Annotated in this window: 11 protein-coding genes and 3 pseudogenes; 9 read left to right on the forward strand and 5 right to left on the reverse strand. The window is 71.2% G+C overall.

Annotated elements, in window-relative coordinates:
- Nucleotides 1-376: 376 nt before the first annotated feature.
- Both AC0KTA_RS01155 and AC0KTA_RS01160 read left to right on the forward strand, forming a co-directional pair.
- Nucleotides 377-839: pseudogene (locus AC0KTA_RS01155) on the forward strand (transposase); the annotation flags it as partial.
- A 44-nt stretch (nucleotides 840-883) separates the two neighbouring features.
- The gene (locus AC0KTA_RS01160; protein ID WP_481053191.1) at nucleotides 884-1765 is read left to right on the forward strand and encodes an IS5 family transposase; all 882 of its coding nucleotides are present in this window, start codon (nucleotides 884-886) and stop codon (nucleotides 1763-1765) included.
- A gap of 650 nt (nucleotides 1766-2415) precedes the next feature.
- On the opposite strand, the pseudogene AC0KTA_RS01165 reads toward AC0KTA_RS01160, so the two are convergent.
- Nucleotides 2416-3353: pseudogene (locus tag AC0KTA_RS01165) on the reverse strand (IS701 family transposase); the annotation flags it as partial.
- 457 nt (nucleotides 3354-3810) lie between these two features.
- Complete coding sequence (locus AC0KTA_RS01170) at nucleotides 3811-4410, reverse strand: DUF2637 domain-containing protein (protein WP_481056727.1); 600 nt, start codon at nucleotides 4408-4410, stop codon at nucleotides 3811-3813.
- Nucleotides 4411-4697: 287 nt separating this feature from the next.
- On the opposite strand from AC0KTA_RS01170, the gene AC0KTA_RS01175 reads away from it, so the two are divergent.
- Entirely contained in the window at nucleotides 4698-5330 is a 633-nt protein-coding gene (locus AC0KTA_RS01175) for a LysE family transporter (protein WP_481053192.1), read from the forward strand.
- A gap of 260 nt (nucleotides 5331-5590) precedes the next feature.
- Nucleotides 5591-6217, forward strand: coding sequence for a histidine phosphatase family protein (locus AC0KTA_RS01180; RefSeq protein WP_481053193.1), 627 nt, complete (start codon nucleotides 5591-5593; stop codon nucleotides 6215-6217).
- Between the two features lie 36 nt (nucleotides 6218-6253).
- Here AC0KTA_RS01180 and AC0KTA_RS01185 read toward each other — a convergent pair whose 3' ends face one another.
- The gene (locus AC0KTA_RS01185; RefSeq protein ID WP_481053194.1) at nucleotides 6254-7270 is read right to left on the reverse strand and encodes a cation diffusion facilitator family transporter; all 1017 of its coding nucleotides are present in this window, start codon (nucleotides 7268-7270) and stop codon (nucleotides 6254-6256) included.
- A 257-nt stretch (nucleotides 7271-7527) separates the two neighbouring features.
- Here AC0KTA_RS01185 and AC0KTA_RS01190 point away from each other — a divergent pair, with 257 nt between their 5' ends.
- The gene (locus AC0KTA_RS01190; protein ID WP_481053195.1) at nucleotides 7528-8583 is read left to right on the forward strand and encodes a P-loop nucleotide/nucleoside kinase family protein; all 1056 of its coding nucleotides are present in this window, start codon (nucleotides 7528-7530) and stop codon (nucleotides 8581-8583) included.
- On the opposite strand, the pseudogene AC0KTA_RS01195 reads toward AC0KTA_RS01190, so the two are convergent.
- Nucleotides 8472-9278: pseudogene (locus AC0KTA_RS01195) on the reverse strand (glycoside hydrolase family 16 protein); the annotation flags it as partial. The gene AC0KTA_RS01190 and the pseudogene AC0KTA_RS01195 sit on opposite strands and share 112 nt — an antisense overlap.
- Before the next feature lie 455 nt (nucleotides 9279-9733).
- Here AC0KTA_RS01195 and AC0KTA_RS01200 point away from each other — a divergent pair.
- From AC0KTA_RS01200 to AC0KTA_RS01210, 3 genes are read left to right on the forward strand one after another with little or no spacing between them, the layout of a single operon-like run.
- Entirely contained in the window at nucleotides 9734-10606 is an 873-nt protein-coding gene (locus AC0KTA_RS01200) for a GntR family transcriptional regulator (protein WP_481053196.1), read from the forward strand.
- 40 nt (nucleotides 10607-10646) lie between these two features.
- Nucleotides 10647-11456 (forward strand): SAM-dependent methyltransferase, encoded by an 810-nt coding sequence (locus AC0KTA_RS01205; protein ID WP_481053197.1) that lies wholly within the window; start codon nucleotides 10647-10649, stop codon nucleotides 11454-11456.
- 54 nt (nucleotides 11457-11510) lie between these two features.
- Nucleotides 11511-11786, forward strand: a complete 276-nt coding sequence (locus AC0KTA_RS01210) for a hypothetical protein (RefSeq protein ID WP_481053198.1) — start codon at nucleotides 11511-11513, stop codon at nucleotides 11784-11786.
- 23 nt (nucleotides 11787-11809) lie between these two features.
- On the opposite strand, the gene AC0KTA_RS01215 is transcribed toward AC0KTA_RS01210, so the two are convergent.
- Nucleotides 11810-13192: a helix-turn-helix domain-containing protein gene (locus AC0KTA_RS01215; protein WP_481053199.1), complete on the reverse strand. Its 1383-nt coding sequence runs from the start codon at nucleotides 13190-13192 to the stop codon at nucleotides 11810-11812.
- A gap of 284 nt (nucleotides 13193-13476) precedes the next feature.
- Between AC0KTA_RS01215 and AC0KTA_RS01220 the strand changes: the two genes are divergently transcribed.
- Nucleotides 13477-14826 carry a M64 family metallopeptidase gene (locus AC0KTA_RS01220; protein ID WP_481053200.1) on the forward strand — a complete coding sequence of 450 codons (1350 nt, stop codon included), beginning with the start codon at nucleotides 13477-13479 and terminating at the stop codon, nucleotides 14824-14826.
- Nucleotides 14827-14837 lie beyond the last annotated feature (11 nt).

Below are 14837 nucleotides of genomic sequence, written 5' to 3' on the forward strand. Positions count from 1 at the left end.
CGCGAAAATGACCGAAAGCAATAGACTCCAGCGGGAGTTCGGCCACCCGAAGTGAGCTGCAGGGCGGCTCGCTCTCCGGCCAACCCCATCAGGCGTGGCCCTGAACCTGACGTTTGAGACGTGTCCGACGGATCTTGAGTGATGTCGATGAACCTCGCGGTCATGAGGAGCGGAGCCAGAGCCGGATCGCCGCCACGGTGACCATGCCATGGAACACGAAGGCTCTCTAGGGCCTGTCCGGTGAATCGGTGACTGGTTCATGCGCCGCCCGTTGTACGCCTCGTGGCGCGGGGCGACTTATCGAACGACGAGTGGGCACGACTGCGGCCTCATGTGCCCCGGAATGGCAAGCGTGGTGGCTGCTCGGCGCCAATCACCTCGTATCCCGGGCCGGACCCGGGCTCGGCCGATGTGGCATAGGGAAGATGAGGCCCTGGGCCGCTCCCGCGGCGGGTGGACGACGAAGATCCATGTGGCCAGCGAGGGCGGACTGAGACCATTGGCCGTACTGCTCACCCCAGGCCAGTGGGGAGACGCGCCACAGATGATCCCGGTACTGGACCGCATTCGCGTGCCACGACCAGGCGGCGGGCACCCGCGCACGCGCCCGGACCATCTGAGCGCGGACCGCGCCTACAGTTCCCGGCGCAACCGCCGGTATCTGCGCAGACGGCAGATCAAGCACACCATCCCGGAGCCGAAGAACCAGCGAGCCAACCGCCTGCGGCGGCAGCCGCGGCGGTCGGCCCAGTGGCTTCGACCACACTCAATATGCGCGGAGGCACGAAGTCGAGCGCACCGTCGGTGCTTTAAAGGCATCTCGCGCAGTGGGCACGAGGTAGGCGGGTCGGTGACGCGATGCGGTGAAGGTCGTTGCTGCGGTGTGGGGCGGGGTGACCTTACGGACGATGAATGGATGCGGCTAGAACCGCACTTGCCGCGGAATGTAGGGCGGGGAGGGCGTTGGAAGGACCACCGAGTGGTTGTCAATGGCATCCTCTTCCGGCTGCGGACGGGTATTCCATGGCGGGATTTTCCGGAGCGCTTTGGGAGTTGGAAAACGTGTTACGACCGCCATCGGCGCTGGTCAGCGGACGGCACCTGGGACGACCTCCTGCGGCTCGTGCTGGCTGACGCTGACGTGGAAGGCCGCATCGACTGGAGCGTGGTCAGCGTGGACTCGACGGTGTGCCGTGCTCATCAGCACGTTGCTGGGGCTTGTCAACGACCGCCGCGCACCACAAGGCGGCGCAGACGGCCCGCCGAACATCGCGCGGATGAGGCGATCGGCCGCTCCCGCGGCGGACTCACAACCAAGATGCATCTAGTGGCTGAGGGTGGCTGCCGCCCACTGGCCCTCCTGATCACGCCTGGCCAGTGGGGTGATGCCCCACAGCTGATCCCTGTCTTGGGCCGTGTCCGAGTCCCCCGCCCAGCTGGCGGACATCCGCGAACGCGCCCTGACCACCTGTGTGGTGACAAGGCGTATAGCTCGTTGCGTATCCGCCGCTACCTGCGGCGACGGCAGATCCCGCACACCATTCCCGAGCGCCGCGATCAACGGAACCACCGCCGTCGACGCGGCCGCCAGGGCGGTCGGCCCGCTGGCTTCGACAAGGCGCAGTACGCCCGGAGGAACGAGATCGAGCGAACGATCAACCGGCTCAAGGCATCGAGGGCCGTGGCAACGCGCTTCGACAAGAGGGCATACGTCTTCCATGGAACCGTTACCGTGGCAGCGGTCTATCTTTGGCTCCGGTCCTGACGGGCGGACGGCTTATAGGGTGCGGGCATGCCCCTAGCGATACCCACCCGCTTCGGCGGTGCTCCTGACCGTGTGGCCCTGGTACTGCCCGGAACTGGCTACTCGCCCGCCCGGCCACTGCTCCATTTCGCTCGAGCCGTACTCCTGCGCCACGGGTGGACCGTTCAGGAACTGTGGTGGAGCCCACCGGAGGACTTCCCTCGATGGGCCGAGAAGGACCAGATCGCCTGGGTGGAACGGCAGGCTGCCGAGGCCATCGATGCCGAGAACGGAGCTTGCCGTCTGCTGGTCGGGAAGTCCTTGGGGACGCTGGCCTGCGGCAGTGCATCGGAACGGTCCCTTCCAGCAGTGTGGTTGACTCCGCTGCTGACGAGCAGCCATGTTGTCGACTCGCTCCGGAGAACCACCGCCCCGACGTTTCTTATCGGCGGTTCCGCTGATGACATGTGGGACCCACAGATCGCGGACTCCCTGCCGCACGCTGTCCACGAGGTACCCGCCGCAGATCACGCTCTTGAACTCCCTGGCGATGTTGCCGGGTCCATCGACGTGCTTCAACGAGTCATGTCACGGCTCGATCAGTTTCTGAGCGAAATCCCGACGCCTCCCAGTTAGGGCCGCCTGAAGGCTTACCCGTCGGACAGGCCCTAGTCGAGCCCGGTGAAGCCCTTGGTGAGTTGGGAGGTCTCCTCGATCCGCCATCTGCGGGAGATCACTTCCACGAGTGTGCCGAGCGAGACGGAGCCGGGAGCCCAGCAGCGGAAATGGGACACCTCGCCGGTGTAGCAGTGGCGGCGCGCGACCAGCACGCTCGTGCCGGCTTCATTCTCGTCGTCGGGTGCCGTCGTGACGGACGTCGAGCCAGGCCCAGTCATACTCACGGGTGCCTTTCGTACCGTGTCCGGTCTGGCGGCGCATCCACTGCTCAGGTCGCACCTTGTTGATCAGTTTGCGGGCCTCCCACCGGCGGCCCGCTCCGTCGGTGACCTGGTACGTAGCGGCGAGACCGACTGTGTATCCGACCCCCAACGACCGGATCTCTGTGCGTAGTTCGTGCCCGCAGTGCACCTCTTCACCGGCGAACCAGCGGGCTTCGAGCCCCGTGGCGAGGGCGTTGGTGACCATGGCCCTGCTGGGGCTTCGTCGCGAAGACGATCTCCTCGGGCACCCCGGTCATCTCGCGGCGTTCCTCGTCCGCGGCCCAGTCCGCCGGGAGATACAGGAGCCGGTCGGTGATCACCTTCACGGTCGCGCTGACCGCCGCCAGGTGCACCGCTACCTGGCACAGGCCGACACCACCGATCGCACCCGAGTACTGCCGCCCGGCACCCACGCAGTCCGTGGAGGACTTCGCGTCGCCCGTCTCGTCCACCACCAGCACCACGTCCTGCCCGGCGAGATCATCGACAACCAGGCGAGCGATCTGAGCCCGGGCCCGATCGTGGTCGAACCGGGTGCGTGACAGCAGATGCTGCAGCCGGTGCGGGCCCGGATGCCTCAGCGCCTACCCGAGCGTCCAGCAGTTGCGGGTGTCCACCTCCAGCAGCAGTCCCGCGACCAACTCCACCGCAGTCGCCCGAGCTTCACGACCGTCAGCTATTGGCCTGCGCTCAAGGAGATGGAGACACGCCGCGTCCTGTCCATGGCTAGGGCCCGCCGTCGAGGCGAGGGCTGTCAAGGAGCATGAAACTGAAACGCAAGAGACATGGGGCATCCCAGATGCAGCCAAGCGACTGAAGGATGAGCCGACGGCAGACGACAGGGACGGCACTATCGGCTATTACCCCTCGGGCAACCGGGGCGGCAACCAGCCATAGCTGTCCTGGAAGGCATTCGAATAAGCCCCGAAAGAGGATTGCGGGTGCGTGTCAGTCTTCCTCAATGTCCTCGACGGCGTCCGGGTCCCGGAAGGGCGCAGGCCCTGACCCGTACCGAGGATGTGGGGTGCTCTCGGAAGGAGGGCGGAGGGGAAGCCAAGAACCCGGCCCGGTGGATGTGCTGGTCAACGTGCGAAAGGCAGACGAATGGGGCCGTACGTCGGCTACTCAACCTCCCATCTCGCCGTTACGGCTTGCGCGGACCATCGCCACCAGTTGACTCGAACGTTCGGCACCAATCCATAGCTCTTTGCGCAGGGATTCAGCCGAGACCAGCCGCTGATGCAGCTCCTGATGCCGTGTGTCCACGCGCCGGGCGCGTTCCAACAGCGGGTCTCCGTTGGGCGCATCATCCCGCTCCGACGGCTTCTCAGCAGGACGATCGGAGTCACCACGGGGGCGGTCGGCGAGAAGTTCGACCGCCAGCAACAGCGCCACCGGCGGCCAACCCGCCACCAGCACCGGCTTCCACGCCACGGCGGGTGCCGCAGCGATGTTCGCCGCGAGGGAGACGGCAATTCCGAGCAGAAACGCCAGCCACACCACGCTCCGTGCCCGGCGGTCGCCGCCACGGGGCCGCTTCAGAACACCGACCGTTGCCAACAGAAGCAGCACGTCGACCGACAACGGCCAAAGCGTCGCGCTGGTCCGGTCCGCGCCGCCCTGCAGCGCAAACTCGCGCTGATGAACGTACGAGGCGTACGCCGCAACCCCAGCCACGACCACCGCCCCAACGCGCCGAACCCACACCTCCGAACCGGCACCCATCCGCACGACGGGGCGCCTCACCGCCCCGCCCTCCCCCGCGCCGTAGGGAAGAAGCTCCCCTCGACGACAAGCTTCCCTGCCAAAAGGCCCTGGTCAGACCGTCCGCCTTCTGCGCCGCGTCCCGCCGGGGGCGCGGAAATTCGGTTGCCCGGGCCGCCGTGCCGGCAACACGATCTGCCCATGTTCACCAACATCTTCGCCGCCCCGCTGCCGACCGCCTCCGCCGACCGTCCGGCGAAGGTCCAGCAGCAGCCCGGCCGACCGTGGAGGCCCACGCTTCCTCGCCGGTGACCGGGTATCTGGTCGCGGGGCTCCTCGCCGGTTATGGCATCGCCATGCCGGTGGGCGCGGTCGCGGCCCACCTGGTGGCGCTCACCGCCCGCACCTCGCTGCGGACCGGCGCCTGCGCGGCGCTCGGGGTCGCGACCGCCGACGGTCTGTACGCCCTGGTCGCGACGGTCGCGGGCGCGGCGGCGGCACCCGTCGTCACCCCGCTCATGGGCCCACTGCGCTGGGTCTCCGCCTGCGTCCTCATCGCCTTGGCCCTGCGCTCGGCCGCGACGGCCCTCGCCCACCGCCGCCGACCGCACACGGCGGCGCAGGACGACGCGGACCCGCCGTCCCCGGCCCGGGCGTACACGAGCCTCCTCGGCATCACGCTCCTCAACCCGACCACCGTCCTCTACTTCACCGCGCTCGTCGTCGGCGGCCGGACCGACACGGAGCCCGACCGTCTCGGGCAGGCGGTGTTCACCCTGGCCGCCTTCGCCGCGTCCGCGAGCTGGCAACTGCTGCTCGCCGGGGGCGGAGCACTCCTCGGACGCGCGCTGACCGGCCGCCGGGGGCGCCTGTGTACGGCGCTGGCGTCCAGCGCGCTGATCATCGCGTTGGCGGTGCATCTGGTGGTGGCGGCAGGGTGAGTAGGGCAGGGCGTCGGCTACGCACGGCGTTGGCCACGGCAGGGCGTCGGCGGCCGTCCGCCGAGTGTGCCCGCACCCGCACCCGCACCCGCACCCGCACCCACGGAACCGTCCCCCGCCGCCCCGGCGTCCCTCCGCACACCACCATGATCACCGCCATCCGGCGGCAACCGCCCCGGACCGGTCACGACCGAGCACCGCCCGAGGGAGAAACCCACTGCCCCCGAGGGAGAAGCCCCCTGACAAGGAGAAGCCTTCCAATGACGGGACCCGCCGCCCGCCACCTCTACCTCGCCCGGCACGGCGAGGCGACCCCGGACGAGTCCGGGCTGACCGACCGCGGCCGCCGCCAGGCCGCCCTGCTCGGCGACCGCCTGCGCGGCATCCCGCTCGCGGAGGTCAGCCACGGCCCGCTCCCCCGCGCCGAGCAGACGGCCCGCCTGATCCACGCCCAACTCGACAGCGACACCACGCTGACGTCGTCCGAAGCCGCCGGGGATTACGTCCCCCATCTGCCCGCCCGCGACGAGCTGCCCGAGGACGCGGCCGAAGCCGTGCTCGACCGCCTCGCCGCGTTCCCCGCGGACGAGCGGGACCGCGGCCCCGCCCTGGCACAGGCGGCGCTCGACCGCTACACCGGCCCTGTCGCGGGCGACGAACCCCGCCACGAACTGTTGGTCACCCACAACTTCCTCATCGGCTGGCTGGTTCGCGCCGCCCTCGACGCGCCGCCGTGGCGCTGGCTCGGCCTCAATCACGCCAACGCGGGCCTCACCGTGATCCGTTACGCGCCCGGCCGCCCGGTGTCCCTGCTCCTCTACAACGACACCGGGCACCTCCCGCCCGAGCTCCGCTGGACCGGCCTGCCGCCGGAACTGCACGTCTGAGTCCGAGCCGTACGCCCCGTACGGGACCGCGTCCCGTCAGTGGGCGTGCGGCTCGCGCCGGTGCGTGGGGCCGTGCCCGTTGGCGCAGTGGGGCGTGGTGCCGGACCCGGATGGCACGGGCACGGCGGCGTGCGGGGCGTCCTCGTGGTCGATCTGCAGCGTGGTGTGCGTGAGGCCGTACGTCTCGGCGAGGAGCGCGTCGAGGTCGCGGCGTACGGCGTGGCAGTCGCCGCCGGGGTGGACCATGACGTGGGCGGACAGGGCGGGTTCGCCGGACGTGATGGTCCAGATGTGCAGGTCGTGGACCTCCGCCACGTCGGGCGCCGCGGCGAGCCGGTCGCCGATGGCGTCGGGGTCGAGGCCCGCGGGTGCCGCTTCGAGCAGGATGCGGCCGGAGTCGCGGAGCAGTCCGCAGCCCGCCTTCACCATGAGGACGACGACGAACAGCGTGGCGATGGTGTCGGCGCGGGCGAAGCCCGTGGTCATGACGACGACACCGGCGACGGCGGTGCCGATGAACGCGAACAGGTCGTTGAGGATGTGCTGGTAGGCCCCCTCGACGTTCAGCGATGCACGGTTGGCCTTGGACAGGCACCACGTCGCGGCGAGGTTGACGGCCACGCCGGTGAGCGCGGTGGCGAGGACCATCCAGCCGGTGACCTCCGGCGGGTGCAGCAGCCGCACCACGGCCTCGTACCCGAGCCAGACCGCCGCGAGCAGCAGGGTGAGGCCGTTGGCCTGGGCGGAGAGTATCTCGACGCGCTTGAGCCCGAATGTGTACGTGCCCTTGGCGGGGCGCGCGGCCAGTCGCATCGCGACGAGGGCGAGGACGATGGAGAAAGCGTCCGTGAGCATGTGGACGGCGTCCGACAGCAGCGCCAGCGAACCGGACACGAAGGCAATCGCGGTCTCCACCGAAATGAAAACGCCAATCAATACGAGTGCCAGCGAAAGCCAGCGCCGGTCGGCGTCGGCGGAGACGCCGTGGCTGTGCCCACCATGACCTCCCGCCTGGTGGTCGTGCCCGTCGTGGTGCGTGTGAGCGTGCCCCACAGGAATTTCCCCCAAAGTGTCGCGGCGGCCAACTCACGGCAGTCAAGCGCAATTTGACGAAGCCCGCAAAGGCTGCATCGGTGACCGTTTTCAATGCCGGAAATAGCGACCGCCGGGCCGTCGTCGCGGACAGCGGAATTCGCCCCCGGACAACGGCCGATTAATGACGTTTGGTTGGGCGTCCCGACATATTGCGCGGGCTCGTCGCTCCCTGACGCGACCGAACCCACGGCCGTGGGCTCCGTACCCTCTCCCGCATGGGACACGTACCTCCGGAGCTGCCCGTCCTGTGGCTGGGCGGGCCGCCCGGCGCGGGCAAGACCACCGTCGCCCGGCTGCTCGCGCGCCGTCACGGCCTGCGCTGGTACAACGCCGACGCCCGCACCTGGGAGCACCGGGACCGGGCCCTCGCGGCCGGGCACCCGGCGGCGCACCGCTTCGAGCGGCTGCCGCGCGAGCGGCGCTGGGCGGGGCCGCCCGCCAAGCTGCTGGCCATGTCGCTGCACCACGAGCGCGGGCCGATGATCGCCGACGACGTGCGGGCTCTGCCGCCGTCCCCGCTGACGCTCGTGGAGGGCACACCCGTGACGCCGTCCGTCACCGGCGTCTCGGATCGGGCGGTGTGGCTGCTGCCCACACCGGAGGTGCAGCGCGCCCGGCTGATCGAGCGGGGCCTCGCCCCGGACGGGGGCGCGCTGCGGCTGTACGAGTCCCTGCTGCGCGAGATCGAGGCGGAGGTCACGGCGTACGGCGGCCGGGCGCTGCCTGTCGACGGAACGCTCGGCCCGGCGGAAACGGCTGCCGCAGTCGCGGAGCTGTTCGGTGCGGCCCTCTCCGACGGGCCGACGGCGGCGGGCGTGGAGGAGCGGCGCGGGCTGCTGCGGTACGCGAACCGCGCGGTCGTCACGCAGCACGAGCAGTTCCAGGCGAGACCGTGGGCGCCCGGGGACGCCCTCGCGACGGTGTACGCCTTCGCCTGCGAGTGCGGGCTCGCCTCCTGCACGGCGGACGTCGAACTGGCCGTCCGCGACTTCCCCGCACCGCCCGACGCCGGGTCTCCCCCGGTCCTGGCCCCGGGTCACACAGTGGCGCCGGACCGGACGCCCACCGCCGGACCGCCGGTACCGGCTACGACGCCCCCGCCTGCGCGGGACCGTTCCGGACGTGACGCGCCATCCCATCCGACGGCCCCCACCAGCGGCTACGGCGCGGGCACCGTGTCCTCGAACGCCGTGCCCGCGTCCCGGTACGCCGCGACCCGCTGGGCCACCTGGCCCGGGGTGAGGGTCTGGTCCTTGACGTGCAGGACGTAGTCGACCTGCTGGTGGTAGGAGCGGGGCTGGGTGCCGGGCTGGCCCGCGAGGTCGATCAGCCATTGGTTGAAGTTGATGGACATGGGGCGCTCGGGCAGGTACTTGGCGTCGTGGGTGCCGAAGTGCTGGCCGTCGATGTAGTACGTGATGGTCCGGTCGTCGATGGTGAACACCAGGTCGTGCCAGCCCGCGTAGCTCTGGCGGCGCTCGGTGTGCTGGTTGACCGCCTGCCAGGGGTCGGGGTTGTACGTCTCCCAGGACGTGGTGTAGAGGATGTTGCCGGTCTCGCCCCAGCCGCCGTTGGGGAGGTACTCGAAGTCGTACTCCGCATAGTCGTCCGCCATGGGCGCCTTGAGGTCGTTGATGGTGAAGAACGTCTGGACGACGCGGTCGCCGTCGGGGCCGGAAGGCGGGGCGTCGCTGAACTTCACGCGGGCCGCGTAGGTGCCGTTCTTGAACTTGGTGGACCGGGTGAGGACTTCGGTCTGCTCGGTGCTCGCGGCCGTGCCGGCGGTCTTCGTCTCCAGGTTCATGACGGTGTTGCCGCCGGCCGAGGGGAACGTGACGTTCCGCGGGACCCAGGAGGCGCCGGGCACACCGGGGCCACCGGCGTTGGAGCGGACGCTCCAGCCGTGCGCGGAGAGGCGCGGGTCGTCGTGGGCGGTGTAGGTGAAGTCGTCGAACAGGACGGCGTCGGCGGCAGCATCGCGAGGGCCAAGATCCCCGGCCGCTCCGGAGTCGGCGCCCGCAGGGAGGGCCGTGAGGGCGGCGCAGCCGAGGGCGCAGGTGAGAGCGACGGCGGCGCGGAGGCGTGGGCGCCTGGTGGGGGCGGGCGTCACGGGCCGGGTCATGGGCTGGGTCATGGGGTGTTCCTCTCCGGAACTGTGGGGGGAATCCGGGCGCGGGGGGCCGTCGTGCCACGTGCGGGCGACGGTCCTCGACTTGACCAGTTGCCACCAACTGGTCAAGTGACCACTTGACGGTGAATGAAGGTGGCACGGCCCCACAGAGCCGTCAACCCTCGGCGCGCGAGCCGAAACCGGCTCCCAACTGACTTGACTTCCTGTGGAGTTGGTCGACTCCGATGGGGTCCGGGACTCGGTTCTCCTGGCTACACTCGCTTGACCAGCGAGGCGGCGGAGGGCGCGACATGGAGACCGACGCACCGGGGACGGTGCTCAAGCGGGAGCGTGTGCGCGACTTCGTCCTGGAACTCATCGAGTCGCGGGAGCCCGGGGACGGCATCCCGTCCGAGCGGACGCTGTGCGCCCGCCTCGGCGTGTCCCGGCCGACGCTGCGGGCCGCGGTCGACGAACTCGTGGCGGCGGGTCTTCTCGTACGCGAACACGGCCGCGGCATGTTCGTGGCGCCCGCGAAGATCACCCAGGAGCTGGTCTCCGAGCGGGCGACGCTGACGGTCCCGCAGGCGGCGGGCACCTGGTCGAGCCGGCTGCTCGAGTTCACCACCGTCGCGGCCGGGGCCCGGGTGGGGCGCAGGCTGCGGATGTCCCCGGCGGGGCGGATCGTGTACGTGGCGCGGCTGCGGCTCGTCGACGGCGTCCCGATCGCGGTCGAGCACCTGCACCTCAAGGCCGACCTCGTGCCGGGGCTTTCGGCGCGGGAGTTGGAGGCGGGCGATCTGTACGCGCACCTGCGCGAGCGGCACGGAGTGCGGGTGCACGAGGCGACGCAGACGATCGAGCCGACCGTGGTCACCCGCTCCGAGGCGCGCCTCCTCGACTTGCCCGAACTCTCACCCGCGCTGCTCTTCGAACGGCTCACCACGGACGCGTCGGGACAGCCCGTGGAGTACGTCCACTCCCTGTACCGCGGCGACCGCTACCGCATCGTCTCCCGCCTCTCCCTCGGCCCCGCGACACCGCCCGGCCCCGCGACGGGCCCGGCGTCCGATCCGGCGTCCAGGGGCCACCACCCCGGCATCCCGCCCTGCGACTTCGCCGGCGGAGACCCCGTGGCATCGTCCACCCTGGGGGACGTGCAAGATACGCAGGAGCAGCGGTGACCCCGGCCGCGACTCCTCCGACCCCGCAGTGGAGCCACGTATGACGGCAGAGCACGACCCCCTCGTGATCGACACCATCGACACCAGCAAGCCGCATCCGGCCCGGGTCTACGACTGGCTGCTCGGCGGCAAGGACAACTACCTCGTCGACCAGGAGCTGGCCCAGAAACTGCCCGCGGAGGCCCGGGGCAACGCCGCCCGCAACCGCGCCTTCATGCACCGCGCCGCCGCGTACCTCGCCCACCAGGGCATCGACCAGTTCCTGGACATCGGCACCGGCATCCCCACCGAGCCGAATCTGCACCAGATCGTGCAGGCGATCACGCCCTCGGCCCGGATCGCGTACGCGGACAACGACCCCATCGTGCTGCGCCACGCCGAGGCGCTGCTCGTGAGCACGCCGGAGGGCGCCACCACCTACATCCAGGGCGACGTGCGCGAACCGCAGGCCATCCTCGAACACGCCCGCGGCTTCCTGGACTTCGGGCGCCCCGTCGCCCTGTCCCTCATCGCGCTGATGCACTTCATCACCGACGACGAGGACCCGTACGCCCTGACCCGCACCCTGCTCGACGCGCTGCCGCCCGGCAGCTGCCTGATGTTCTCGCACGGCACCCCGGACGAGCACCCCGAGTTGGAGAAGTCCGTCTCGACCACGTACAAGCAGGGCCAGGTGCCGCTGCGGATGCGCACGCGCGCCGAGGTCGCCCGCTTCTTCGACGGCCTGGACCTGGTCGAGCCCGGCCTGGTGAGCGCCACCGACTGGTACCAGGAGGGCCCGGCTCCGGCGCGCGAGCGGAGCGGCTTCTACGTGGGCGTGGCCCGCGTCCCCGGGGCCCCGCGCGAGTGACGCCCGCGGTGCGGCCGCCGCCCCGTGGCCGCGCCGCCGCCTAGGGTGCGGGCCATGGACCTGGACGAGGACCTGCGCGAGCTGACCCGCGAGGAACTGGAAACCGAACTGCGCCGCCTCCGCGCGGCCGTCCGAACCCACCGCGACAGCACGGGACACGACCTGTGCTGGCACCATCCGCAGCTCTGGGACCTCCTCCCGGAGCGGGTCGACCCCGCCGTGGCCGTCCCGCCGTGGCCCCGCTTCATGCGCGGCTGCGTGCGCTATCGCGAATCCCTGGAAGCCCAGCTTCCGGATGCCCCGGTGGACGACCGGGAGTACGGCGGGTAGTGCCCCGACCGGCGCCCCGTCGCTCACATCGGCGGTGTCGCCGGGGCCGGGCCCAGGGTCGTGGTGCCGGGGGCCGCGCGGTGGCCGAGGCCGGTGCGGTAGGCGTCCAGGGCGGCCTCGACGCGGCCGGTGCGGCGCAGCAGGTCGCCGAGGAGGCGGCACAGGTCGGCCAGGTCGCCCGCGGCGCTGGAGCGTTCGAGGAGGGAGAGGGCGGCGCAGTAGTGCTCCTCGGCGCTGTCGGTGTCGCCGCGCTCCTCGGCGATCAGGCCGAGCAGCCGGTGGGCGCCCCCGGCGTGCACGGCGCCGCGTTCGGCGCCCAGGGTGCCGGGCTCCTCGCCGGAGGTGAGCAGCGGCCGCAGCAGCGCCTCCGCCTCCTCGGCCTTCCCGCGCCGCCGCAGGACGTCCGCGAGTTCGACCTCGACCTGCTCGGTGAAGAGCGCGGCGCGCTTGGAGGCGAGCATGTCGCGGGCCGTGCGCAGCTCGCTCTCGGCGCCCTCCAGGTCGCCGTCCTGGGCGTGGACGTAGCCGCGCATCCAGTGGCAGTGGGCGAGTTCGGTGCGGATCTGGAGGTGCCGGTAGAGCTCCTGGGCCTTGGCGAGGGACGCGTCGGCCTCCGCCGTGCGGCCTTCGGCGATGAGGGTGCGGGCGACGCCGCGGTGCATGTGGGCGACCAGCGCCGGATCGCTGACGCGCGGGGCGAGAGCGAGGGCCAGCTCGGCGGCGTGCGCGGCCCGCGCGTGCGCTCCCATGTCCATGTACGGCGCGATGGACGCCGTATAGAGGAGCAGCAGCGCGTCGGGGTCGTGCAGGCCGGAGGCGTTGAGTTCGTCGAGGGCGGTTTCCAGCAGGTAGCAGGAGTACCGCAGTTCGCCGGTGAGGAGGTGGGCGGTGGCGCGGCCGCGGATGGCGGGGACGCGCAGCGGCAGGGGCTGGTCGGCGAGGAGGCGTTCGACGGCGGCGAAGCAGTCGCGGGCGTCGGTGAGTTCGCCGGATTCGAGCAGGCAGTCGCCGAGTCCCTGCAGGGCGGCGGCCTGCTCGTCCACCAGGTCGTGCGCCACGGCTTCCTCGCCGAGGGCGCGGAAGAGGGCGGCGGCGTCCTCGGGGTCGCCGGTGGCGAGGGCGCGCCGCGCGTCAGTCAGGCGCAGCCGCAGGTCCGTGGCCAGGTGGGCGGGGCGTCCTGTGGCCAGTTCCTCGTAGCCGACGCCGAGGCGTCCGGCGAGATGGCGCAGCGCGGACTCCGACGGCCGCACCTTGCCCGACTCCAGTGTGGAGACGTACGCGGCCGTGTAGGCGGGCTCGGCCAGCTGCCGCTGGGTGAGCCCCCGTTCGGTACGCAGCCGCAGCACGCGGCGGCCGATCTCGACGGGGTCGTCGAGCCGGGCGCCCTCGGGACTGTTCTCCGCCACCTCTCCCCCTCCATAGGTCAGGTCCCGAGCTAAGTCGATGTCGGCGGTGGTGCATAGATGCCGGAGGGAAATCGGCGTCCGGTCACCCGTGTGGGGGTCGGGACCTGCGGTGCGGTGAGCGGCCGCCCCCGGCCCGTCTGGCCGCTGTCCGGCGTGAACTCACCTGGCTCGTAAGTATCTTGTGCCTCACCATTGCCGGACGCCCCCGGAGCCTCTACGTTGAGCGGCGCCTTAACCAGGCTTAACTCGCCACTTACACGGCGGACTTCGGAAGGACCCCCACCATGCGCAGACGCAAGTCCGGCATAGCCAGACGTACGCCGCTCAAGATCGCCACGGCCGCCGGGATCGCCCTGGCGGCGACGCTCGCCGCCACGGCGGGTGCCACCGCGGAGCCGGAACCCGGCCCCGCCGCCCGGGACACCCAGCACGTCGAGTCCGCCCGGGACACCCAGCACGTCGAGTACTTCACCGGCCCCGGCGGCCACCCCCGGCACACCGAGGTACCGGCCCCCGACCCGCTCTCCGCCAAGGAGCGCAAGTCCGTCGCGGACGACGGCACCGTCGTCCCGATCGTGCAGAACGGCCCCGTCGGCTCCAAGGCCGACGTCGTGTTCATCGGCGACGGCTACACCGCCGCCCAGCAGGAGGACTTCCACGCCGACGTGCGCGCGAAGTGGGCGGAGGTGTCGGCCGTCGAGCCGTACGCCTCGTACAAGAACCTCTTCAACGTGTGGGCGGTGGACGCGCACTCGCGGCAGTCGGGCGTCTCGGGCGACCCGACGAGCGACGTCCGCAAGGACACCGCTCTCGGCTCGGCGTTCTACTGCGACGGCATCGAGCGGCTGCTGTGCGTCGACACCAACAAGGTGGAGGCGTACGCGAGCAAGGCCGCCGACCCGGATCTGGTGATCGTGCTGTCCAACTCCACCAAGTACGGCGGCGCGGGCTACAACGACATCACCTCGCCGTCCGGCTACGACGGCATCGCCACCGCGTCCTCCGACCACGCCCAGTCCTCGCAGGTCGTCGTGCACGAGACGGGGCACTCGCTGGGCAAGCTGGCGGACGAGTACTGGTACGACGAGTACGGCACGTACACGGGCGCCGAGCCGTGGGAGTCGAACATCAGCAAGCTCACCGCCGCCCAGCTCACCGCGCAGAAGAAGAAGTGGTACCGCTGGATCGGCCAGTCCTCGCCGGACGGCGGCACCGTCGGCGCGTACGAGGGCGGCGGCTACTACCCGCGCGGCCTGTACCGGCCCACGGACGACTCGATCATGCGCACGCTGGGCCGGGAGTTCAACTCGCCCGGGCGTGAGGCGATGATCGCGGGCTTCCACCGGCACGCGCCCGCCGTCTCCGCGGTCACGCCCACGGACACCGAGGTGCGGCGCGGCCAGCGCGTCAAGGTGCTGGCCGCCGAGGGCGTGCGGCTGCGGTGGTCCGTCGACGGGCGGTCCGTGAAGAAGGGCGCCGACGCCCGGTCCGTCACGCCGCGGTCCCTGGGGGTGCCCGCCGACGGGCGCGCCCACACCGTCACGGTGCGGGCCACGGACCCGACGCGGGCGGTCCGCGACCCGGAGCTGCGCAAGCTCCTGACGGGTTCGGTGACGTGGCGGGTGGCGCGCTGACGCGTCGCGAC

The organism is Streptomyces sp. Y309, from assembly GCF_056712025.1.

What these genes read in the sequence shown, in the direction of transcription:
- AC0KTA_RS01180 (WP_481053193.1), top strand. Translation starts at nt 5,591, where the DNA reads ATGACGGGACCCGCCGCCCGCCACCTCTACCTCGCCCGGCACGGCGAG.
- AC0KTA_RS01210 (WP_481053198.1), top strand. Translation starts at nt 11,511, where the DNA reads ATGGACCTGGACGAGGACCTGCGCGAGCTGACCCGCGAGGAACTGGAA.
- AC0KTA_RS01220 (WP_481053200.1), top strand. Translation starts at nt 13,477, where the DNA reads ATGCGCAGACGCAAGTCCGGCATAGCCAGACGTACGCCGCTCAAGATC.
- AC0KTA_RS01190 (WP_481053195.1), top strand. Translation starts at nt 7,528, where the DNA reads ATGGGACACGTACCTCCGGAGCTGCCCGTCCTGTGGCTGGGCGGGCCG.
- AC0KTA_RS01170 (WP_481056727.1), bottom strand. Translation starts at nt 4,410, where the DNA reads ATGGGTGCCGGTTCGGAGGTGTGGGTTCGGCGCGTTGGGGCGGTGGTC.
- AC0KTA_RS01200 (WP_481053196.1), top strand. Translation starts at nt 9,734, where the DNA reads ATGGAGACCGACGCACCGGGGACGGTGCTCAAGCGGGAGCGTGTGCGC.
- AC0KTA_RS01205 (WP_481053197.1), top strand. Translation starts at nt 10,647, where the DNA reads ATGACGGCAGAGCACGACCCCCTCGTGATCGACACCATCGACACCAGC.